At 47.2% G+C, this 20622-nt stretch carries 16 protein-coding genes, 1 tRNA gene and 1 pseudogene; 12 read left to right on the top strand and 6 right to left on the bottom strand.

What is annotated here, in order from left to right:
* Window positions 1-56: 56 nt before the first annotated feature.
* Window positions 57-1097: a dihydroorotate dehydrogenase (quinone) gene (gene pyrD / locus EAO36_RS00290; protein ID WP_120955518.1), complete on the bottom strand. Its 1041-nt coding sequence runs from the start codon at window positions 1095-1097 to the stop codon at window positions 57-59.
* Complete coding sequence (gene ppk1, locus EAO36_RS00285) at window positions 1090-3120, bottom strand: polyphosphate kinase 1 (protein WP_120947876.1); 2031 nt, start codon at window positions 3118-3120, stop codon at window positions 1090-1092. Before ppk1 ends, pyrD begins: the two co-directional genes overlap by 8 nt.
* A 105-nt stretch (window positions 3121-3225) precedes the next feature.
* Between ppk1 and EAO36_RS00280 the strand changes: the two genes are divergently transcribed.
* Window positions 3226-4287: an SAM-dependent methyltransferase gene (locus EAO36_RS00280; protein WP_120947875.1), complete on the top strand. Its 1062-nt coding sequence runs from the start codon at window positions 3226-3228 to the stop codon at window positions 4285-4287.
* Between the two features lie 38 nt (window positions 4288-4325).
* The gene (locus EAO36_RS08410) at window positions 4326-4502 is read left to right on the top strand and encodes a hypothetical protein (protein WP_162983060.1); all 177 of its coding nucleotides are present in this window, start codon (window positions 4326-4328) and stop codon (window positions 4500-4502) included.
* Window positions 4503-4645: 143 nt separating this feature from the next.
* Here the strand turns inward: EAO36_RS08410 and EAO36_RS00275 are convergent.
* Window positions 4646-4723: transfer RNA gene (locus tag EAO36_RS00275), tRNA-Pro, on the bottom strand.
* A 209-nt stretch (window positions 4724-4932) separates the two neighbouring features.
* Here EAO36_RS00275 and pxpA point away from each other — a divergent pair.
* The 5 genes from pxpA to EAO36_RS00250 are packed head-to-tail and all read left to right on the top strand — an operon-like array spanning window position 4933 to window position 9184.
* Window positions 4933-5706 (top strand): 5-oxoprolinase subunit PxpA, encoded by a 774-nt coding sequence (pxpA, locus tag EAO36_RS00270; RefSeq protein ID WP_120955516.1) that lies wholly within the window; start codon window positions 4933-4935, stop codon window positions 5704-5706.
* 9 nt (window positions 5707-5715) lie between these two features.
* Entirely contained in the window at window positions 5716-5949 is a 234-nt protein-coding gene (locus tag EAO36_RS00265; RefSeq protein ID WP_104752513.1) for an acetyl-CoA carboxylase, read from the top strand.
* A gap of 3 nt (window positions 5950-5952) precedes the next feature.
* The gene (locus tag EAO36_RS00260) at window positions 5953-7314 is read left to right on the top strand and encodes an acetyl-CoA carboxylase biotin carboxylase subunit (protein WP_120947873.1); all 1362 of its coding nucleotides are present in this window, start codon (window positions 5953-5955) and stop codon (window positions 7312-7314) included.
* 2 nt (window positions 7315-7316) lie between these two features.
* Complete coding sequence (locus EAO36_RS00255; RefSeq protein WP_104752511.1) at window positions 7317-8213, top strand: 5-oxoprolinase subunit B family protein; 897 nt, start codon at window positions 7317-7319, stop codon at window positions 8211-8213.
* Window positions 8210-9184: a 5-oxoprolinase subunit C family protein gene (locus tag EAO36_RS00250; protein ID WP_120955514.1), complete on the top strand. Its 975-nt coding sequence runs from the start codon at window positions 8210-8212 to the stop codon at window positions 9182-9184. The genes EAO36_RS00255 and EAO36_RS00250 overlap by 4 nt, the downstream gene beginning before the upstream one ends.
* 30 nt (window positions 9185-9214) lie before the next feature.
* Here the strand turns inward: EAO36_RS00250 and EAO36_RS00245 are convergent, their stop codons facing one another.
* The 3 genes from EAO36_RS00245 to ppsA are packed head-to-tail and all read right to left on the bottom strand — an operon-like array spanning window position 9215 to window position 13339.
* The gene (locus EAO36_RS00245) at window positions 9215-10243 is read right to left on the bottom strand and encodes a glycosyltransferase family 9 protein (protein ID WP_120955512.1); all 1029 of its coding nucleotides are present in this window, start codon (window positions 10241-10243) and stop codon (window positions 9215-9217) included.
* Window positions 10233-10931 carry a dipeptidase PepE gene (pepE, locus tag EAO36_RS00240; protein WP_120955510.1) on the bottom strand — a complete coding sequence of 233 codons (699 nt, stop codon included), beginning with the start codon at window positions 10929-10931 and terminating at the stop codon, window positions 10233-10235. The genes EAO36_RS00245 and pepE overlap by 11 nt, the downstream gene beginning before the upstream one ends.
* On the bottom strand, window positions 10931-13339 hold the full coding sequence (ppsA, locus tag EAO36_RS00235; RefSeq protein ID WP_120947868.1) for a pyruvate, water dikinase: 2409 nt from the start codon (window positions 13337-13339) through the stop codon (window positions 10931-10933). The genes pepE and ppsA overlap by 1 nt, the downstream gene beginning before the upstream one ends.
* A 134-nt stretch (window positions 13340-13473) precedes the next feature.
* On the opposite strand from ppsA, the gene EAO36_RS00230 reads away from it, so the two are divergent.
* The 5 genes and pseudogenes from EAO36_RS00230 to secF all read left to right on the top strand — a co-directional run bounded on the left by EAO36_RS00230 (window position 13474) and on the right by secF (window position 20620).
* Window positions 13474-16323 (top strand): RecB-like helicase, encoded by a 2850-nt coding sequence (locus EAO36_RS00230; RefSeq protein ID WP_120955508.1) that lies wholly within the window; start codon window positions 13474-13476, stop codon window positions 16321-16323.
* A 25-nt stretch (window positions 16324-16348) separates the two neighbouring features.
* Window positions 16349-17671, top strand: a complete 1323-nt coding sequence (nhaA, locus tag EAO36_RS00225; RefSeq protein ID WP_120955506.1) for a sodium/proton antiporter NhaA — start codon at window positions 16349-16351, stop codon at window positions 17669-17671.
* 55 nt (window positions 17672-17726) lie between these two features.
* Window positions 17727-18048 (top strand): annotated as a pseudogene (gene yajC, locus EAO36_RS08555) (preprotein translocase subunit YajC).
* A 3-nt stretch (window positions 18049-18051) separates the two neighbouring features.
* A complete protein-coding gene (gene secD / locus EAO36_RS00215) occupies window positions 18052-19665 on the top strand; it encodes a protein translocase subunit SecD (protein ID WP_162983235.1) in 1614 nt (537 codons plus the stop codon).
* A complete protein-coding gene (gene secF, locus EAO36_RS00210) occupies window positions 19652-20620 on the top strand; it encodes a protein translocase subunit SecF (RefSeq protein ID WP_120947863.1) in 969 nt (322 codons plus the stop codon). The genes secD and secF overlap by 14 nt, the downstream gene beginning before the upstream one ends.
* The last annotated feature ends 2 nt before the right edge of the window (window positions 20621-20622 follow it).

Genomic DNA, 20622 nt, shown 5'->3' with positions numbered 1-20622 from the left:
CTGCTAGTGCTAAAGTTAAAACCTGCCCCAAAAAAGTCCTCAATCCCCGTCTTATCCTACCCATGATCGACCCCGATAGCTTCTTGAATAGAGCGCAAACCATCTCTTTGGAGTAATTTTACTATATCTTGCTTGATTTGTCTACAGATTAGCGGTCCTTGATAAATAAAAGCACTGAAGATTTGCACAAAATGCGCCCCCATTTTGATCCGTTCATAGGCTTCTTTACCATCGCTAATCCCCCCCACCGCCACCAAAATGGCCCGCCCAAAAAACGCCCTAGCCACCTCTGCAAACACTGCCCTAGCCTTAGCCTCCAAAACACGCCCACTAATCCCCCCAAAGTTTTTAGCTCCGGATAACAAGCTATAATCTGTGGTGGTGTTGGTGGCGATGATCCCGCGCGCACCCTTGTCTAGGGCAATTTGGCAGATTGCTAAAAGCGTGTCTATGGGCATATCGGGGGCAACTTTTAAAAATAAAGGCTTGTGGGTGTACCCAACTGCCATGCTAAAAAGTTCGCCCACAAAGCTCTCATTTTGCAAATCTCTTAGATTTTTGGTGTTGGGCGAGGAGAGATTAAACACATAGTAATCTCCCACGCCCAAACTGGCTTGCAAGCCTTGTTTGTAATCCTCTAGGGCGTGCTCTAGGGGTGTATTTTTATTTTTGCCTAAATTGATCCCCACAACACTTTTTAAGGGCTTGATGTGCTCCAAACGGGATACAAGGGGTATAATGCCTTGGTTGTTAAAACCCATCGCATTTTGTAAGCTCTCTTGTTTGGCAAAACGGAAAAGTCTAGGTTTGGGGTTGCCAAATTGCCCCTTTGGAGTAACACTGCCCACCTCAATGTTCCCAAAGCCCAACACATCTAAACCTGCTAGCATGCGCGCGTCTTTATCAAAGCCAGCTGCTAGGCCGATGGGGTTAGGCAGTTTTAAATCTAAAAAGCTAGTCTCTAACAACGGGCTTTCAAAACGGCTAAAGAACCAAGGGCATGCTCCCAAAATGCGCAAAGCTTGGGTGGCTAGGGCATGCGCGTGCTCAGCCTCCAAACAAAAAAGCCCCTTTTTAAGTTGACCATAATCAAACATGCTCTTCTACTTCTTGCTCATAAAAGGCTTGGGCGTTAAAGGACTCGCCCACGCTGGGCATTTTACTATAAGACCCATCGGGGTTGAGCTCATAAGCTTTCACATTGTCTTTAAGCTGGATGTGCAAGATTCGCATCAGTTTTTGTTGGATTGCCTTAGAAGTGGCGGGCACGAGCAATTCGACCCGTTTTTCTAGGTTTCTGGGCATCATATCGGCACTGGAAAAATACACCTTGGCGCGATCGTGGGCAAAATAATAGATTCTAGCATGCTCTAAATACTTGCCCACAATAGAGAAAACCCGAATATTTTCGCTCAAACCCTTAATCTGTGGGCGCAAGCAACAAATCCCCCGAATGATGAGATCGATTTTAACCCCCGCACATGAGGCTTCATACAGGCATTTAATAATGGTGGGATCAACAAGCGCATTGGCTTTAAAAATAATGCGCCCTCTTTGTTTGAAGCGCATTTCTTCAGCGATCATCGCCATAATTTTGGGCTTGATCTGCATGGGAGCCATATAAAGGGTTTTAAGCCCAATTTCAGCCGCCACGCCGGTGCTCAAGGAGTGGAAGAGCTTTAAAATATCATAGGCAATTTGTTTGTTGGAGGTGAGTAGGCTTAAATCGGTATAGACTTTTGCTGAGGCGGTGTTGTAATTGCCCGTGCTCAAATGTACATATTCTTTAAGCTGTGCCCCCACTTGGCGCACCACAATGGCTAATTTGGCATGCACCTTGAGTCTAGGTACGCCATAGATCACATGCGCCCCAGCATTTTCTAGGGCTTGTGCCCAGTGCAAATTATTTTCCTCATCAAAGCGGGCTTTGAGCTCGACCAAAACGCTAATTTGTTTGGTGTGGGCAGCCTCTGTTAAGGCTTTGACAATGGGGGATTGCTTGCCCACTCGGTATAAAGTCATGCGGATCGCCACGACATCTTTATCCCTAGAGGCGTTTTCAATAAAATGCACGATGGGATCGAAACTCTCATATGGGTGGAATAAAAAAACATCTTGTTTGTCCAGCAACTCGAAGATTGCTGCGTTGTCTGTGAGCAAATCCATCCCATTCAGCGGGGCTAGGATTTTGGGGTAAAAAGTGGGGGATTTGAGCGCATCATAGCCCCTAAGATTAACTAATTCCCACAAAGAGCCTAAATTAAGCAGTATATCGCTTTTATAAATATCCTTTGTAACCCCAAACATCTTATGCTCAATAAATTCCAGCAAATCGGCATTACCCTCGCTCACTTCCAAACGCACTACATCACCCCGATCCCGCGTGCGCAAACCCTCGCTAATCAGCTCAGCTAGGTCATGCCCCTCATCCTCGATAATCTCCATGTCTGCATCACAAGTTACACGGAAAACCATGCTCTCCAGCACACTGTGTTTTTCAAAAAGTAAAGGAGCAAATTGTTTCACCACTTGTTCCACAGGCACAAAGACACCCTTTTCAACAGGGATAAAGCGTTTTAAAAGGGCGGGGATTTTAATGATCCCATAGGCTTTATGGGCATAATTGAGGTGTTGCAAGCCCAAAATGAGCCCAAAACTCAAATTACTTAAAAAGGGGAAGGGGCGGGCGGGGTCTAAAATGATGGGGACAACAACTGGATAAAGATAATTATCAAAATAGGCACGGAGCTTTTCGGTGTTCTTGGTACTCAACTCTTCGACACTCTGGATCGCCAAATGTTGCTGGGCTAATTTCTCCTTGAGTTGTAAAAACTGCTCTTGCACGATTTTTTGTTCGGCGACTAGATAACTGCGGATGCATTCTAGTTGCTTGCCATGCCCCATTTGCAAACCCTCTTGCACCACGCTATGATCGTAAAGGTGCTTCAAGCCTGCCACACGGATCATGTAAAACTCGTCTAGATTTGTGCCATAGATGGCTAAAAATTTAAGTCGTTCCAATAGGGGCAAACCCCCATCGCAAACCTGATCCAACACCCGTGTGTTAAAACGCAACCATGAGAGTTCGCGGTTAAAATACAAATCTGGTGGTAATTCCATCCATAGCTCTCTATGACAAGGTGGTTTATTTTAACAAAAGATCAGCTAATTTGGCAAATTAGGTCATTCTAGCTAACATGGGAACACACCAACGATAGGAGACTCATGCAAACTTTTAGCACGCTCATGCAAGAGTGGCTTTATGGCGATCAAGGCTATTATAGAACTGCCAAAATTGGGACACAGGGGGATTTTTACACCTCTGTGAATGCGAGTCGTTGTTTTGGCGGAACTTTAGCTTTTTATTTGTTATCTCTCTTAGAACAAGGGGTTTTGGATTTGCCCTTAAGCGTGGTGGAGATTGGCGCAGGGGAGGGATATCTGTTGCAAGATGTGGTGTTATTCTTGCGTGATCTGAGTTGTGGCGTTTTGGAACATACTGCCTTTTTAAGCGTCGAGCCCTTGAACGCATTGGCCACTTTGCAACAACAACGCCTCCAAAAAATCCAAACTAATTTAATCGGTGTGCCCAGCCTAGAGGCGTTAAGACCCCATCTCCGAAAAAGCACATTTGTCTATTGCAATGAGTTATGGGATAGTTTCCCCTGTCAAGTGTGCCAAGACTCCCAAATGCTCTATGTGGATTCTTTCAAGCCCATCTGGAGACCCCTTAGCCAAGAGGTTTTAGATTTTTTGTCCCACACACACCCACCAGAAAAGATCGCCCATTTTAAAGGTTGTGTGCCCCTCACATGGGAGGACTACGTTAAAGATTTGATCCCCAGTTTGCAACAAAGCCAAAAATGGGTGCTGGTGGGTTTTGATTATGGGCAATATGGCGCGCGCGGGGGCGTGGATTTGCGGGCTTACACCCAACACAGGGTGCTAGACTTTGCCGATATTTTAGCAAACCTAGAGGGCTACTACCAACAAGTGGATTTGACCTATGATATTGATTTCCAGCTTTTAGAAACGTTATTCCACAAACAAGGAGCCCACACGCTTTTTTACGGGACACAAAGTGCGGCCCTTATTAAAATGGGACTGACTCGGCTTTTGGAATTATTAGAACAAAACACCCCCTTTACCCTCTATTCCAAAGAAGCCCTCAAAGCTCGATCGCTCATTAGCCCCGAGGGTTTTGGCGAACGCTTTAAGGGATTGATTCTGGGCTCTCATTCAAAATCACCAAAAATTACCAACGATTCAACAGAACTTTACCAATGAGTGTTAAAATGGCGGTTCATTTTTATTAAAGGATTGTTATGAGAAATGTTTTTTTGTCCGCTCTGCTCGCTCTAGGTCTGGTCGCTTGCCACAAAGAGGGAAACACGCCTAAAAACCACCCACACGAGTCGCAAGATAGTACTAAACAACACCAGGGTGCAGGTGAAGATAAACCTGCTGTGCAAGAAAAATCACTCTTGCAAGGTGAAAAATAGGGCATGAGGGAGTTTTTGTGTTTAGCTGGTTTTGCTTTTGTGCTGGTAGGTTGTTGCCATTGCACACCACAGACCAAACAAGACAAACAAGAAGAAAAATCTTTGGCTAATCAAAAAACACTTATCCATGGGAAGCGTTGAAATGGTCGGAGTAGCGGGATTCAAACCCACGACCTCACCCACCCCAAGGGTGCGCGCTAATCAGGCTGCGCCATACTCCGCCAAAAAGGAGTGGCATTCTAACACAAGTAAAATTAACTCTAACTTATAAATACGCATCTGCCTCCTAGCGTTCCCCTTATATCTTGTTACTAAAAACCACAGACAAGCTCCGAGTGGCTATTTTTCACCCAAAAACCCCGATCCATACCCTTTGATTGTGATTCTTGTGCCACAATAGCACACCGGCAACTTTAGAGAGGAGATACAGGTGAAACAACACATTGATTTGAACAGCGACATGGGCGAGTGTTTTGGTCCGTGGATTATTGGGGATGGGGTGGATGATGCAATTATGAAGCTCATTAGCAGTTGCAATATCGCGGCCGGCTTTCATGCTAGCGATCCTAGTATCATGCGCCACTGCGTGGCTAATGCCTTAGAAAATGGCGTAGAAATTGGGGTACACCCGGGTTTTAGGGATTTAGTGGGCTTTGGGAGGCGGCATATCGTGGCTAACCCCACCGAGCTAACCAACGACTGCCTCTACCAGCTAGGGGCGTTGCGTGAGTTTGTGCATTTTCTAGGGGGCAAACTGCACCACTTCAAGCCCCATGGGAGTTTGTACATCCATGCAAGCAAGGATCGCGCCTTTTCTGAAGAGCTTATCAGCACTCTGCACAAAATTGACCCCCATTTGCCCCTGTATTGCATGCAAGGCACCATCACCCACCAAGTCGCTCAAGAACTCAAACAACCCTTTGTGCGCGAGTTTTATGGGGATCGCGATTATGGCGAGGATGGGCAGTTGGTGATGGTGCGCCGTGCGCGCGCCTACACCCCTGAAGAGGTCGCTAATAAGGTCTTGCAAGCCTGCAAGGAGGGCACAGTCAAAACGGTAACCGGTAAGGTCATTGAGGTAGATTTTGACTCGGTGTGTATCCATAGCGACACCCCCGGGGCGCTCTCTTTGATCAGCGCGACTAAAAAACTCTTAGAAGAACATGGCATTGCCATCCAAAAACCCACCATCCACCACCCTTAAGGAGAGATCATGCACGAAGTGATTAGCCCCATCCCCGGGACCTTTTATCGCAAACCCAACCCCGATGCCGCCCCCTTTGTAGAGGTGGGCTCTGAAGTCCATGAAGACACCATTGTCTGCCTAGTGGAGGTGATGAAAACCTTCAATGAGATCAAAGCCGGAGCCAAGGGCAAGATCAAAGAGATTAGGGCAGAAAACGAGCAGTTTGTCAATCCGGGCGATGTGTTGTTTGTCGTGGAGTAACCCATGGCTTACACCCCTCAGAAAATTAAAAAAGTCTTGGTGGCTAACCGGGGCGAGATCGCCGTGCGCATCATCCAAGCCGCCCATGAGCTCAATATGAAAGCCGTGGCGATCTACACCGATGCCGATCAGGGCAATTTGGCTTCTCAACTTGCCGATGAAGCCTACCGCGTGGGCGAGAACCTAGCCCATAAGAGTTATCTCAATATAGACAAGGTGTTAGAGATCGCCAAGCAGGCGCAGGTGGATGCGATTCATCCGGGTTATGGCTTTTTGAGCGAGAACGCCCAATTTGCTAAACGGGTGGAGGAGGCGGGGATCATCTTTGTAGGACCTTCTAGCAGACTTATTGAGACAATGGGCGACAAGGCAAAAGCCCTGCAACAGGCAAAAAAAAGCCAAGTGCCCACCATGCCAAATAGTCCCGTGCTAGAGAATGTGAATCAGGCTCTAGAAGAGGCGCGTGCCATTGGCTATCCCTTGCTCATTAAAGCCATTGCAGGGGGTGGGGGCAAGGGGATTAGGTTGGTGCAAGATGAAGCCCAGCTCATCACTCAATTTGAAATCGCTACCGCTGAAGCGCGCGCGGCTTTTGGCAATGGGGGCGTGTATTTAGAAAAGTATTTGCAAAACGCCAAACACATTGAGGTACAGGTGCTAGGCGATGGGGAGCGCGTGATTCATCTGTACGATCGCGAGTGTTCTTTGCAACGGCGCAGGCAGAAGGTGCTAGAAGAAGCCCCCAGCCCTAGCCTAGATTGCCAAACACGAGAAGCCTTGTGCGCGAGCGCGGCGCGCATGGCTAGCGATGTAGGCTATAAGGGCGCGGGGACTTTGGAGTTTTTATACGACACGCAAAGCAAGGGGTTTTACTTCTTGGAGATGAATACCCGTATCCAAGTCGAGCACGCCATTACAGAGATGGTGACCGGGATTGACATCGTGCGCCAAATGTTGCGCATCGCCGATGGCGAGCCCTTGGCTTACCAACAAGGGGACATTTCTTTGCGCGGGCATTCTATTGAGGTCAGAATCAACGCCGAAGACCCCCAAAATAATTTTTTCCCAAGCCCCGGGGAGATCACCCACTTGCAATGCCCTACGGGCTCTGGGGTGCGCTTGGATAGCATGCTCTTTAGTGGGCGCACGATTCCCCCCTTTTACGACTCGCTAATTGCTAAACTCATCGTCTATGATCAAAACCGCGAGTTTGCTCTTAGCAAGCTCAAACGCGCGCTCAACGAGCTGAAGATCGAGGGAGTCAAGACCACCACCGCGCTTTTTAAAGCCCTTTTAAACGATCCGCATATCCAAAAGGGCGATTACGACATCAATTTTTTAGAAAGCTATAAACTGGGAGGCTGAAGATGGCGTTTAGATATAGTTTTGGTGGCGACACCTTTTTATTTGTGGAGGTGAGCGAGGATGGGATGTCTTTGGAGGCATTTTTCTTAGCCATGGCAATTTGCAACAAGCTAAGGGAGATGAAAATTGAGGGCATTACTGAAATCTGCCCGGCTAACGCGTCCTATATGATCGCTTTCAATCCGGACATTCTGCCCCACACCAAAGCCCTAGAGATTTTAAAATCCTTAGAAAAGGAAATTGTGGGGGCGCGCACAGAAATTCAAACCCGCCTGATAGAAATGCCCGTTTTTTACAATGACCCCTACACCCATGAATGCCAAATGCGTTTCCGCAACAACCACCAATGCCGCGAACCGGGATCCACGCTCGATCCCAATATCACCGACATTGAATACGCCCGCCAAATCAATGGCTATGAGAGTGTAGAGGCTTTTATCAAAGCCCACTCAGAAAGCCCATGGTTTGTGAGCATGATTGGCTTTGTGGCTGGACTGCCATGGCTATACCAACTCGTGGAACGACAAGCCCAAATTGAAGTGCCCAAATACCCGGTGGCGCGCATTGACACCCCGGCGCTGACCATCGGGCATGGGGGGTGTTTTGGCTGTGTTTATGCGGTGCGTGGGGGTGGGGGGTATCAGATGATGGGCATTACACCCGCGCCCGTGTGGGACCCCAAGCAGAGACTGCCCTATTTCAAAGAGAGCATGGTGTTTTTAAACCCGGGGGACATCATCAAATTCACCCCCTGCACTAAGGAGCAGTATGATGCCTATGTCAAAGAGGTAGAGGCGGGCACTTTTGATCTCAAGATTCGCCCCACTCTCTTTTCTTTGCAGGAGTGGCAGAGCGATCCTAAGGGTTATAATCAAAAAATCTTAAAGGCACTTGCATGAACTCTTTTAAAGTGATCAAACCGGGCATTGCGACCTATGTAGAGGATTTGGGGCGTTATGGTTACTACCACTTGGGCATCCCCCCCGGGGGCGCGCTTGATCAAGCCTCTTTCATCGCGGCAAATGTCTTGGTGGGCAATGAGCAAAACGCCGCGGCTTTAGAAGTGGCTTTGATGGCACCCGAATTAGAATTTGAGCAAGAAACTTATGTGGCGGTTACGGGCGCGCACACCACCCCCCTTATCAATAACCAAGAAATGCCCAGTAATACCGCACTCAAAGTGCCTGCTGGGGGTAAACTTGGCTTTAGTTATTTGAAAAAAGGCGCGCGCGCTTACATCGCCATAGCCGGGGGAGTAGATGTGCCCGTAGTGATGGGCTCGCGCTCTACCTATCCTTTGGGGGGCATTGGGGGCTTTAAGGGGCGCAAATTAGAAGAGGGCGATGTGTTACAAATTGGCAAGCCCACAGGCAAACCCAGTAGCAAGCCTCTAGCAGAAGAGTTTCACTTAAAGCTTGAAGAGGTGGAGTCCTTGCGCGTGATCTTGGGGCTGCAAGATTACAAGCTCACAGAGCAGAGTTTGCACAATCTATTTAATGATGTCTATGTCGTCTCCACCCAAGCAGACAGGCTGGGCTATCGCTTTAAAAACGGGCAGAAATTCACCTATAAAGACCTACCCCAGCCCTTTGGGGCGGGCTCAAATCCTAGCAATATCGCCGATGCGTGTTATCCGGTGGGCTCTATGCAAGCCCCCGGGGGCAATGAACCTATTGTGCTCCAAAGAGATGCGCCCAGTGGGGGCGGGTTTGCGATGTATTGCACGCTGATTAGTTGCGATTTGGATCGACTAGGGCAGTTTGCCCCTAATCAAAAGGTGCGCTTTAAAAAGGTGGAGATGGAGGAGGCGTTGCAGGCGCGCAAAGCCTATCAAGACAAAATTAAGAAGATGATCGCCAGCCTGAGTTAGTAGGGGATCGGCGACAATGTCTGAGTTGTTTTATGGGGCTGTGGGGGTTAAAACACCTTGCACAAATTCTAAAACTTGACTAAGAGGGATTTTTAGTCCGCTTAAGTCATTAGCGGGGGTTACTGGGCTTGAAAAGCTCAAATGTGCCGTGTTGGTGGGTTGCCAGCGTAGCGCGCTAGAGGTGGCATGGCTTGGATAAAAGGCTAAAGTGGGGACATTGAAGGCCGCCCCCAAGTGTAGGGGACCGGTTGATCCGCAAATCAATAGCCTAGCACATGCCAAAGAGTGGGCAAAATCAAGCAAGCCTTGTCTAGATTCATAGACCACCACCGGTTTGGTGATCATTTTGACTAGTTGGTGTGCCAATGCACCCTCTGTAGGTCCTGCGCTTAAAATTAAGTCAATAGTAAAGTGTTCTAAAAGCGTATTAGCTAAGTGGGCATATTGTTCTAGGGTTAAAGTGGGGGCACTCCCACCCGATCCGGCGTGCAAAAAGACCCAAGGTTTGGTGCTAAGACCTAACTCTTGAGCTAGCTTTTCTCTTTGTCTAGTCAAAACATCCGGATTTAGCACCCAAAAGGGGGCTTGTGGTTCTATGGTTAGCACGCCCCGCTGTTTGAGGAAGAAACGGACTAAATCTAAATTGTATTCAAATTCGGGTTTGAGCGAGCGTGATCGCCGTTGGGTGAGGCGGTGGGTGTAGAAAATCTGCACCCATTTAGTCGCCGGGGCTAGGCGGTGGGGGATTTTAGCCCGCCACACCAACAGAGCGTTATAAGCGTTAGAAAAAAAGTTAATGGCATAGTCAAAATGATGGTCTTTGATGCGTGCCAGTAAATCTCGTTTAGCCTGCTTGCTGGCTTGTTTGCCCGGATCAAGGATCACACCATCTAAATAGGGGCAATTTTGCGCGATGGGGGCGGTGTATGCGGGTACAAGGGCGATGAGTTGTAACTTAGGCGCGCTCTTTTTGAGCATAGCAAGAGCGGGGAAAATTAGCATAAAATCGCCCAATTTGTCATTGCGGATCACCAATAATTTTTGCCCCTCAAAGTTCAAAGCTAGCCCCTGGGCTTAAGGGTGTGGCGTTGTAGGGGTGTGTAATTTGTAGCATGGGGGTGTTGTGGGGGTGCAAATAGCGTGCATGCCCCTCTTGCACCCACAAACAAGCCCCATCGGGCAGAGCATCCACCACGCTAGAGGGATTGAGGGCTAAAAACTCGGCCAGTCTCTCTTGCCTGCTCTCGCCCTGATGGTGTTTACCCCCCACAAAGTGGGGGTTGATGTGGTGGGGGAAAAGATCAAGGGCTTTTAGGCTGGGGGGGTAGATGATGGGCATGTCATTAGTGGTGTGGATACTAGGAGTAGCCACATTAGCCCCAGCTGACCAACCCAAGTAGGGCACGCCCTGCCTGACCCTTTGGGCGATCTTGTCTAGTAGATTGTATTTATAGAGATCGTGCAAGAGTTTAAAGCTATTCCCCCCACCCATTAAAAACCCACCGCAAGTATCCACTAGGCTTAAATCTGTATGCACGCTGATAATCTGCACGGGCAAACTTTTAAGGGCCTCTTGTACGCCTTGTGTGTAGGTTGCATAATCCCTTAAAACACTAGCAAAGGGCACAAGGGCGATTGTTTGCCCCTCTAGGCGGTGTTGGCCAATAAAATCTTGCAAGTTATCTAAGGCGTGGGTTAGAAAAGTGCCGGCATAGCATGCACTAGAGAGCAAGAGCAAAGAAGGCATTACAAAAGGTTTTGTTCTAGTTTAGCGATTTGCTCCCAAGTGGTGATGACCGAGTCAGGATTGAGCGAGAGGGAGCTAATGCCCTGTTTGACCAAAAACTCGGCGACTTCAATATAATCGCTGGGGGCTTGCCCGCAAATCCCGCAATACTTGCCATGTTTTTGGCATGCCACAATGGCGCGTTTAAACATTTCCAACATGGCGGGGTTACGCTCATCAAAAACATGGCTAACCAACTGCCCATCGCGATCCACGCCCAAAGTGAGCTGGGTTAGATCATTGGAGCCAATGGAAAAGCCATCAAAGAGGTTTAAAAAGTCATCGGCTAAAATTACATTAACGGGCAATTCACACATGATATAAATATCTAGCCCATTTTTACCCGATTCTAGTCCATTTTTACGCAAAATCTCCAAGACTTTTTTGGCTTCCTCAATGGTGCGCAAGAAGGGGATCATGATTTTCATGTTGGTTAGCCCCATTTGTTCGCGCACCAAACACAGAGCCTCACACTCCCAAGCAAAGGCTTCTTTGTAAAGATCGGAGTAATAACGACTCGCCCCCCTGAAACCGAGCATGGGGTTTTCCTCATGGGGTTCATAAGCACTCCCGGCAAGCATGCGCATGTATTCGTTGGATTTAAAATCGCTGGTGCGCACAATCACGGGTTTAGGATAAAAAGCAGCACTGATCATTCCCATCCCCTCAGCGATCTTTTTAATGAAAAAGTCTTTAGGGCCCTCATAGCCCGCAATCAAGCTTTCAATCTTTTCGCGATCGGGTACGCTTTTATTGTGGTGCATATCCACGAGGGCTAGGGGGTGGGCTTTGATTTGATTAAGCATAATCAATTCCATGCGCGCTAGCCCTACGCCGTGATTGGGCAATTGCGAGAATTTAAAGGCTTTTTCGGGGTTGCCAATGTTAAGATAGATTTTGGTTTTAGGTTCGTTCAAGTGATCTAAAGCAATGCGTTCTACCTCAAAGGCATGCGCCCCACTATAAATATAGCCCTGTTCGCCCTCAGCACAAGAGATCGTAACCTCCATGCCCGTATAGAGCGATTCGGTAGCACCCAGTGCCCCGACAATGGTGGGCACGCCAATTTCGCGCGCCACAATAGCGGCATGGCAAGTGCGCCCACCCCGATTGGTGATAACCGCACTCGCCTTTTTCATAATGGGCTCCCAATCCGGATCGGTGTTGTCAGTTACCAACACCTCGCCCTCTTTAAAAATATTCATGTGATCCAAACTATTGATCACACGTACCTTGCCGATGCCAATTTTGCTCCCAATGGCTTTACCGGTGAGTAAAACCTCCTTGGGTGCTTTATCCTTAAAGCGGTATTTTTCATAGACGCGGTTTTCCATCTGCTGGCTTTGTACGGTTTCTGGGCGGGCTTGCACGATAAAAATCTCCCCGCTATCTCCATCTTTAGCCCATTCAATGTCCATTGGGCGGTATTGCCCAGCCTCTTTGCTATAATGCTCCTCAATGATCACGCCATAGCGTGCCAAACTCAAAATATCCTCATCGCTCAAGGAAAAACGATAATATTCATCAACTGGGGTAACCACGCTCTTGGTGGGGCTCTCACTCCCCCTAGAGGCATAGACAATCTTTTGGGATTTATCCCCTAATTGGCGTTTGATAATGGGTTGTTTGCCCGCCTTAAGCGTGGGTTTGAAGACATAAAACTCATCCGGATTGACTAACCCACCGACTACGCTTTCCCCCAAGCCCCAGTTAGACGTGATAAAGACGGCATCTTGAAACCCGGTTTCGGTATCAATGGAGAACATCACGCCCGCGCTGGCTTTATCAGCACGCACCATCTTTTGCACGCCCACACTCAAGGCAACTTTGAGGTGATCAAAGCCCCTAGAGGCACGGTAGCTAATGGCGCGATCGGTAAAGAGCGAGGATAGACACGCCTTAATATAATGCACCAACTCCGCCTTGCCCTTCACATTCAAATAAGTATCTTGTTGCCCGGCAAAGGAGGCATCTGGCAAGTCTTCAGCGGTAGCCGAACTCCTCACGGCAACATCGGCTTCACGCATATTGTATTCGTCGCTGAGCATTTTGTAGGCTTGCAAGATTTCATCGCGTAAATCTGCCGGAAAGGGAGTGCCAAAAATCAGATCGCGGATTTGCTTGGAGCGCATTTTAAGCACATCTAGCTCGGTGGCATCCACATTTTTTAACAGCTGGATGATCTGCTCTTTAATGCCCCCATGCTCTAACAAATACCAATATGCCTCGCTGGTGATAGCAAAACCATTGGGCACTTTGATCCCACTGGGCACTAATTCTTGGAACATCTCCCCAATGCTGGCATTCTTGCCCCCAACTAGGGCAATATCTCTATTGTTGAGCTCTTGATAAAACTTGATATATCGCATGGCACTCTCTTTTTAATTTGTATGCTCTCATTATAACATGGACATGCTAAGGGAGGGTATTAAGCAAGGAGCAAAGGCGTTTTTTAAATTAAGGCTTTTTGAGTATCATTTGTTAAAACCTTAAAGAGAGTGTGATGTTAAGGGGCAATTTTTCATCTTTGGCATTAAGGGCTTCTGCTGGGAGCGGGAAAACTTTCCACCTCACTTTACGCTTTGTCGCCTCGCTACTCAGAGAAAAATTAATGTTTAAAAATAACGCTAGAGCTTCTGAAATTTTAACCCTGACTTTCACCAACAAAGCAGCGGCTGAGATGAGCGAACGCATTGGGAAGGCTTTGCACGAGTTGCTAATAGAAAGCCAAGCGTATTTGCAAAATCCAAGTGCCTTTGACCCTAATACAACGCACCCAAGCCCCCTCATTACTGAACTCAAAAACAAGTATGGCATCGCGCTAGAGGCAATCGCCCCGTATATGGAGTCCATTTACCAAAGTTTCCTGCAAGATCGCTTGCAAATCACCACCATTGATGCGTTTTTGCAAAAAATCTTGCGTAAATTTAGCTATTTTGTGGGGGTGAGTGCGCATTTTAAGGTCGGGCATTTAGATAACCAAGATAAACTCAATTCCTTTATCGCCACACTCAAACCCCATGAATTGCAAGACTTAGAGCAATTTTGTCTCCAAGCCCTAGATTTGAGCCAAAGCACGCAAGTGGCGCAAATTTTAGAGCCCCTCTTAGAACTCTACTACCAAGGCATTAAGAAACAGCATTTGAGAATTGCACCCCAACAACAGAGTTTAAAAACCTTGCAAGAACAGCTTAAGCAAAATTGGCAAGCCCTAAGACTAGAGGTTTTAAGCCGTGTGGAGGGCAAAATAGCTACAAATGCACTCAAGCCCGATTTAGAAGGTTTGCTAGACTCTTTAAACCCCCTCATAGAAGGCTCACAATACAAATTTTTTAAAAAATTCAAGTTGCAAGATTTAGACCCCAAGTTCCAAGCCTTGCTAGGGCAACTCAAAGAGTATTATATCCTCAAAGAAGCTACGATCTTCCAAAAACTAGGCGATCTATTGGATCGCTATGACAAACACACCCATAGCCCCCAACATCTTGACTTCGCTAGCATTGCCTTGAAAGCTTACCAACTCTTAGAAGAACGCGATTGGGAGAGTTTTGCTAACTTTTTTTACTTCCGCTTGGATACGCAAATCCGCCATATCCTGTTAGATGAATTCCAAGATACGAGCATCTTGCAATACCAAATACTAAGACCCATGATTGATGAAATCTTAGCGGGTAAGGGGCAAAAGGAAGGGCGGAGTGTATTTTTAGTCGGGGATTCCAAACAGAGCATTTATGGCTTTCGGGGGAGCTATAGCCTCTTATTTGATCGCCTTTGTGCCGATTCTAGGTTCCACCCGCAGAGCTTGCCCCATAACTTTAGAAGCGATAAAGTGATCATGGATTTTGTCAATGAGAGTTTTAAAAACTCCATTGGGGGGTATGAATACCAAGCATTGCCCCCAGAGAGCCCCGCACACAAACAAGGGGGGTATGTCAAGGTGATCCAAGCCCAAGCCGAAATGCTGGAAGCGGTTTCTCAAGAAGTGCTAATTCTCTTAAGGGCGGGCATAGAACCCAGCACAATCACCCTACTTTGCTTTAAAAATGACGATGTGCGCGCCTTAAAAGATCATTTGTTGGAAATGCGGGAAAATTGCGCAGAATTGCAGGGGATAGAAATTGTCAGCGATGCAGATATGGGCTTATTGGCGCAAAAAGAAGTTAAAATCATGCTCTATGCGCTCCAACACGCCCTAGCTACCCCCAAACACCAACCCTATTACCAAGCCTGTATCCTCAAGTTGTTGGGCTTAAACTTGGATACGCCCCTAACTTTACCCCCCTTTACAGAATTAAGCCCCTATCTTTTTACACTCATGCAAGAATTGGGGCTATATAGCCCCGGGGCTTGTTATTTGCTAGAACTCTCTTTAGAATACACCAACGCCCTAGACTTCTTGGATACTCTAGAGAAAGAAAAACCCGCTTTTGGCCAAAGCAATACGCAAGGGATTACGCTCATGACCATCCATAAGTCTAAGGGATTGGAATTTGAGCATGTAATTTTGGTAGATCGCTTAGGTGGGGCACGCCCAGATACCAACAAATTTTTCACCACCTATCAACACGGCACGATGCAGGTTTTTTACAAGCAAAAACATAGAAAGTTGGTGGATGGGGATTACAAGCAAGCCCTTGAGGAATACCAAAAAACCCAAGAACGCGAGGATACCAATGTCCTCTATGTGGCTTGCACGCGCGCCAAGCACAGCTTAATCATCATCCAAAAGCCCGACAAAAGTGCTTTTAAGTCCTTAAATCTTAATCCCTTGCAAAGAGGTAGTTTGACACGCCAAGATAAGTGCTTACAAGATGAGTTAAAATCTTGTGATTGCCAAAATACCCCCTCTTTGTTAGAGAGCCAGGAGTCCTTTGGGGAACAAAGCGATCATTTAAGACAAGAAACCCCCATAGAGGAAAACGCGCTGGGGATGCTCTTTGGGATCATCTTGCACAAAGCCCTAGAATTGCACTATGGTTATGGGGTTAATTTGGAGGAAGCGCAAGCCTATTTGACCCACCATTATGGCTTTGGGGGCATAGAGATCGCCAAGGTGCTTGCGCGCGTCCAACACTTGCAAAAAGCCCCCCAATTTTTGGAGTTGTTAAAGGGGCACATGGAAGTTGAGGTGGGCTTTAAAATCCAACGCGATATTTGGCGTATGGACATGCTTTTATTTGCAGGCAATCAGATCACGATCTTGGATTTTAAAAGTGGAGAGGGCAACCTTGAGGAAAACCGCGCGCAAGTGCAGGGTTATAGGGAGCGTGTTGGGCGCATTTACCCCCATGCCCATGTGCAAGCTGCCCTAATCTATGTCTTATCCAATCAAATAGAAGTGCGCCCGATTTAAATGATTTGAACAAGAAAGGATTGCCATGCCAGATTCGGTAGTCAAGAGGAATATATTTTTAGATTTTATTAAAAGCGAATCCTTTGGTGGGATTTTTTTATTTGTTAGTGCCGTGTGGGCGATGATCTATGCCAATTCTTTTTTATCCACCTATTATTTTGAGCTGTGGCACACCCAGGTAGGCTTCCAGTTTGGCAAAACCTTTATTGGGTTTTCCTTACACCAGTGGATTGATGATGTGCTGATGGCATTTTTCTTTTTGATGGTGGGCTTGGAGATCAAGCGGGAAGTTTTGTACGGGGAATTATGCGGGTTTCAAAAGGCTGCCTTCCCCGTGATTGCCGCCCTAGGGGGCATGCTAGCCCCCGGGATCATCTATTATAGCCTGAATGCGGGCACCAATAGCGCGCATGGTTTTGGGATTCCCATGGCAACTGATATTGCCTTTGCTTTGGGGGTGATTTTGATTTTAGGCAAGAGAGTCCCCACATCGCTAAAGGTTTTTTTAGTTACTCTGGCGGTAGCCGATGACTTGGGGGCAATAGTGGTGATCGCCATTTTTTATAGCACCAATTTACAAGTGGGCTGGTTGGTAGGCTCGGGGATTATCCTACTGGTGTTGGCATTACTCAATAAAATAGGGGTGCGTAGCCTGTGGCCCTATTTACTCTTAGGAGCAATTCTTTGGCTAACTACACATAGTAGCGGGGTGCATGCCACTATCGCTGCGGTCGCCCTAGCTTTTACAATTCCCATTAAAGTCCCCCAAGATAAAAAACTAGTATATGGATTTTCCCAACTCGTGGATAATTTTAAACAAACCTTTGATCCACACACCTACCACGCCAACAAGCCCTTAGAACAAAATCAACGCGACATTCTCTACGCCTTGCAAAGCACCACTAAGAGCCTACAAAGCCCCCTAGAAAAGCTAGAGCACTTCTTGCACCCTTACGGGGCTTACTTTATTATGCCCTTGTTTGCTTTGGCCAATGCTGGGGTGCATGTGGGTAAAGAAATGCACTTTGGGGTTGATGAAATCTTATGGGGTGTGGTGTTGGGCTTGGTGGTTGGTAAGCCTGTGGGGATTTTGGGGATCACATTTTTAGCTGAAAAACTCCACATTGCTAAACGCCCCGAGGGGGTGGGCTGGGGGCAAATTTTGGGTGCGGGTATGTTGGCTGGTATTGGTTTCACAATGTCTATGTTTATCTCTAATTTGGCTTTTAATAGCCAAGAAAGCATGGAGGTTTCTAAAATCGCTATTTTACTAGGCTCGATCATCTCCGGGGTCTTAGGCACGCTCTATCTCTTTGTATTGGGTATGTTTTCCAAGCCCAAGGTCTAAAGCCAAAAATTAAGAAAAATGGCTATAATGCTAGGTTTTAAAATAAAGGATTGCGATGAGTCAGACTAAGGAGCTCTTAACCTCTTTGTTGCCCTTATTGGTGCTTTTTTTGATTTTTTACTTTTTTGATTATCCGCCCCCAAAGGGTGCAGGCTAAAAAGCATAAAGAGATGTTAGATAACTTGCAAAAGGGCGATAAAATCGTCAGCCAAGGGGGGTTGATCTGTGAAGTGATCAAGCCTGAAAACACCTTTTTTAAGGTCAAAATCAACGACAATACAGAGGTTAGGTTAGCCAAAAACCATGTGGCCTACAAATTAGAGGATTTGGAAAAAGAGTCGGGCGATTCTAAGGTATCTTTACAAAAAGAGAACTAGCCTTTGAGACGGGTTTTAAACACGCGTTTGTTAGCCTTTTTGATCGCCCTAGTGGTGGGGGTGGGGTTTTCTCTACCCAGTTTGTTGCAAACTAAGGGTCCCAAGATTACTTTGGGTTTGGATTTAAGGGGGGGGTTGAGCTTACTATTAGGTGTGCAATTAGAGGAAGCCTTGAAAAATAAATACAGCTCTATGGCAGCCTCTTTGGACTATGCCTTTAAAAAGGGTAACTTATTGGTGCAAAACTTGCGCTCTTCCTTGCAGGGTGTCGAATTTGACCTGCCTGATAAAGACGATGTCAAAGCCCTCAACCAAATCTTGGAGGGTTTGCGTAAAGATGGCGTGCAGGTTTCTATCGAGCAGGATCATTACACCTTAGGTCTAGATTTCCCCAAAATTCAAGAGTTCCACCAACAGACAATCGCCCAGGTGATCAGCACCATTAGAAACCGCTTGGATCAATTCGGGCTAGCTGAGCCCACCGTTCTCCAGCAAGGCAAAGATGCGATTTTGGTGCAATTACCCGGGATTAAAACGATCCAAGAGGAACAACGGGCTAAGGGGCTCATCACCAAATCCGCACATTTGCAGATGATGGCAGTTGATGAGGAAAAAGACCCGTATGTGCATGAATTGAGCGAGGAGGAGATTCAAAAATTAGGTGATGTGGTGTTGTCCTATGCGGATAACAGAGCGGGCAAGTTGCTCTTAAAGGCGGTACCAATCCTGGATGGGGAGATGCTCACCGATGCGCAAGTAGTCTATGACCAAAATAATCAACCCGTGGTGAGTTTCACGCTGAATGCCCAAGGGGCACATATTTTTGGGGATTTTTCTGGGGCTAATGTGGGTAAGCGCATGGCAGTCGTGCTGGATAATAAGGTCTATTCAGCCCCCTACATTCGCGAACGCATTGGCGGGGGGAGCGGGCAGATTAGCGGGAGTTTCAGCGTGGAGCAAGCCAGCGATTTGGCCATTGCACTTAGAAGCGGGGTTTTAAGCGCGCCCATCGTGGTGTTAGAAAAGCGCATTATTGGGCCCAGTCTGGGGGCTGATAGCATTAAAACCTCCATTGTGGCACTCATTGGGGGCTTTGTGATGGTCATGGCTTTTATGATTGTGTATTATGCGATGGCGGGCGTGATAGCCAGCGTGGCCTTGATTGTGAATTTGTTCTTGATTATCGCCGTGATGGCACTCTTTGGGGCAACCTTGACTTTGCCGGGTATGGCAGGCATTGTGCTCACCGTGGGGATGGCAGTGGATGCTAATATCATCATTAATGAGCGAATCCGCGAAGGGTTGCGGGCTAATGAAAGTGTCGCCCAAGCTCTGTATTCAGGTTATCTAAACGCCTCTAGGGCGATTTTTGACTCTAACCTCACCTCTTTGATCGCCTCTTTTTTGCTCTATGCCTATGGCACAGGACCCATTAAGGGCTTTGCGCTCACAACCGGGATTGGGATTTTAGCCTCGATCTTGACTGCCATTGTGGGCACGCAGGGCTTTTACCAAGCCATTTTGCCCAAGCTCTCCCGCAAGAAAAATCTGTATTTTTGGTTTGGAGTGCAAACTTCTCCCAAGCACTCCAAAAAGGCTTTGCATGGAACTTTTTAAGCGCGCGCGTATTTTAAATTTTATGGAGTATTCTAAGTGGGGTTTGGGGGTTTCTCTTGCTGTGCTGGTAATTTGCTTGGCTCTGATCTTTTTTAAAGGTTTTAATCTAGGGGTAGATTTTGCTGGGGGGAGCGTGGCACAGGTGCGCTTTAGCCAGCAAGCCCCTTTAGAATCTATCCGCAAGGCTTTTGTACAAGCGGGCTTTAGTGGCGTGCAGGTGAGCGAGTTTGGCTCTTCTAGCGAGGTGGTGATCAAAATCCCTTTATTAAGCACCAACCACGCTAAGGATTTAGGCGAACAGATTAGCCAAATTTTAACTCCCTTAGGCAAATTTGAGATTCGCAAGCTGGATAGCGTGGGCCCCAAAGTGGGCGACGAATTGCGGGAAAAAGGAATACTCTCCTTGGTCTTGGCGATCGTGGCAATGATGATCTATGTGAGTTTCCGCTATGAGTGGCGTTTTGCTTTGGCTGGGGTGTTGGCTTTAGTCCATGATACCTTGATTACCGCAACTAGCGTGATTGTTTTTAACATCGATCTGAATTTAGAGGTGATTGCCGCGCTTTTGACCCTCATTGGCTACTCCATCAATGACACCATCATCATTTTTGATCGCATTCGTGAGGGCATGTTGGCTAGGCGTTCTAGTGATCTCAATGCTGTGATCAATGAGGCCATTTCAAGCACGCTCACGCGCACGCTTTTTACCTCGCTGACCGTGTTTTTGGTGCTCTTAGTGCTCTATATTTTTGGCTCTAAAATCCTCGTGGGTTTTTCTTTGCCCATGCTGGTGGGCACGATTGTGGGCACTTATAGCTCGATCTTTCTAGCCCCTAGAATTGCGGTGTTACTGGGTTTTGATTTGGGACGCTACCATGACAATGAATTAAAAAAGATCAAGCGCAAACAAGAAAAGGAGCGTTTGCGCCGTCAATATGAACATGGGCGGCTTTAAAA

This window comes from Helicobacter mehlei, from assembly GCF_003660265.1.
In the GTDB taxonomy this organism is placed as follows: Bacteria; Campylobacterota; Campylobacteria; order Campylobacterales; family Helicobacteraceae; genus Helicobacter; species Helicobacter mehlei.
This window is presented reverse-complemented; position numbering and strand designations above follow the sequence as displayed.

Excerpts from the sequence above, each read along its gene's own strand:
- pyrD (WP_120955518.1), bottom strand. The coding sequence starts at position 1,097 with ATGTTTGATTATGGTCAACTTAAAAAGGGGCTTTTTTGTTTGGAGGCT.
- ppk1 (WP_120947876.1), bottom strand. The coding sequence starts at position 3,120 with ATGGAATTACCACCAGATTTGTATTTTAACCGCGAACTCTCATGGTTG.
- EAO36_RS00280 (WP_120947875.1), top strand. The coding sequence starts at position 3,226 with ATGCAAACTTTTAGCACGCTCATGCAAGAGTGGCTTTATGGCGATCAA.
- EAO36_RS08410 (WP_162983060.1), top strand. The coding sequence starts at position 4,326 with ATGAGAAATGTTTTTTTGTCCGCTCTGCTCGCTCTAGGTCTGGTCGCT.
- EAO36_RS00265 (WP_104752513.1), top strand. The coding sequence starts at position 5,716 with ATGCACGAAGTGATTAGCCCCATCCCCGGGACCTTTTATCGCAAACCC.
- EAO36_RS00260 (WP_120947873.1), top strand. The coding sequence starts at position 5,953 with ATGGCTTACACCCCTCAGAAAATTAAAAAAGTCTTGGTGGCTAACCGG.
- EAO36_RS00255 (WP_104752511.1), top strand. The coding sequence starts at position 7,317 with ATGGCGTTTAGATATAGTTTTGGTGGCGACACCTTTTTATTTGTGGAG.
- EAO36_RS00250 (WP_120955514.1), top strand. The coding sequence starts at position 8,210 with ATGAACTCTTTTAAAGTGATCAAACCGGGCATTGCGACCTATGTAGAG.
- pepE (WP_120955510.1), bottom strand. The coding sequence starts at position 10,931 with ATGCCTTCTTTGCTCTTGCTCTCTAGTGCATGCTATGCCGGCACTTTT.
- ppsA (WP_120947868.1), bottom strand. The coding sequence starts at position 13,339 with ATGCGATATATCAAGTTTTATCAAGAGCTCAACAATAGAGATATTGCC.
- EAO36_RS00230 (WP_120955508.1), top strand. The coding sequence starts at position 13,474 with ATGTTAAGGGGCAATTTTTCATCTTTGGCATTAAGGGCTTCTGCTGGG.
- nhaA (WP_120955506.1), top strand. The coding sequence starts at position 16,349 with ATGCCAGATTCGGTAGTCAAGAGGAATATATTTTTAGATTTTATTAAA.
- secF (WP_120947863.1), top strand. The coding sequence starts at position 19,652 with ATGGAACTTTTTAAGCGCGCGCGTATTTTAAATTTTATGGAGTATTCT.